Here is a 1,087-nt window from a genome sequence, read left to right on the forward strand (position 1 = left end):
GTACGGGCTCACCCGCGGCTCCGGTCAGCCAGCTCGCGACGTCCGCGACGGCCGCCTCGATCGCGCCGGTCATCGCGGTGGCGTCCCCTGGATCCGGTACGCGATGGCCTCGTTCCACACGTGCGGGTAGACGCCGATCTCGAAGTAGCGGGTGAACCGGTTGATCGGCGCGTTGGTGTGGTCGTGCCAGAGCAGCCACACCGGGGCGATGGTGAACAGCACGTAGTTGAGAGCCACGAGCGGCAGGTAGAACGGGCCGAGCAGCCGGGCCTGGAACACGTGCACGTCCTCGTGGCGCTGGATGCCCGGGCTGGAGCCGGCGCACACGGTGCCGATCGTGGTCGCGTACCGGGGTGAGACGCCCTCGATCACGTTGACCCGGCCGCTGCCGGCCGAGACGATCCGGTCGAGCTGGTGGCCGAAGACCAGGTGCAGGGCCAGGAAGAGCGCCCCGGCGAACGTGTTGAGCAGGCTCCAGGTGTGGTCGACCACGAACAGGAAGATCCCCTTCGGGTCGGGGCCGTACGTGCCGGCGGACGCGGACGCCCAGCCGAAGGGCGCGCCGACGAGCAGGCCGACGACCGCGCCGGTCAGCAGGCCGACGGTGCCGGCGGCGAGTTGCCCGAGTACGGCGCCGAAGACGACCTGGACGGCCGCGCTGAGGATGCCGAAGATCATGGGGTCACCTCTCTCAGACCCAGGAGCGGACGTAGCGGGGCTCGTGGCCCTGGGCGAGCTGGGTCGGCGACGCCTGCGTCGCCTGCCGGTTACCAGGGGGGAGCTGGTTGACGCCGAGCGCGGCGGAGAAGATCACCAGCCCGTTGAAGAACGCGATGATCCACTTCTCCGGGCCGGCGTCGGCGGCGAACGCGGCGGTCAGGTAGGACAGCAGGAGCGCGAAGCCCAGCGCGATCCACTTGCGCGCCTTGTCGCCGCTCGGGCCGATCAGCCCGCCGATGACGTTCGCGGCGAGCAGGGTGGCGGCGCTGGCGCCGGTGAGGCTGCCCAGGGCGGCCCAGGTGAAGAGATCGTTCACGGCGATCCCCCTCTTTTCGGTGGTGCGGTGGTGCAGGTCGGGGTGGGATGG

The 1,087-nt window shown here is 70.8% G+C and carries 2 protein-coding genes; both read right to left on the reverse strand.

Features of this window, described 5'->3' with window-relative positions; genetic code table 11:
• Positions 1 to 69: 69 nt before the first annotated feature.
• Positions 70 to 678 (reverse strand): glycine zipper family protein, encoded by a 609-nt coding sequence (locus KBX39_RS31750; RefSeq protein WP_113972853.1) that lies wholly within the window; start codon positions 676 to 678, stop codon positions 70 to 72.
• A 13-nt stretch (positions 679 to 691) separates the two neighbouring features.
• Positions 692 to 1,087: hypothetical protein (locus tag KBX39_RS31755; protein WP_247660813.1), on the reverse strand; the 396-nt coding region annotated here is incomplete at its 5' end.

This window comes from Micromonospora sp. D75 (assembly GCF_018070405.1).
GTDB classification, from domain to species: Bacteria; Actinomycetota; Actinomycetes; order Mycobacteriales; family Micromonosporaceae; genus Micromonospora; species Micromonospora chalcea.

Coding starts and splice junctions, on each gene's coding strand:
- KBX39_RS31750 (WP_113972853.1), bottom strand. CDS start 678: ATGATCTTCGGCATCCTCAGCGCGGCCGTCCAGGTCGTCTTCGGCGCC.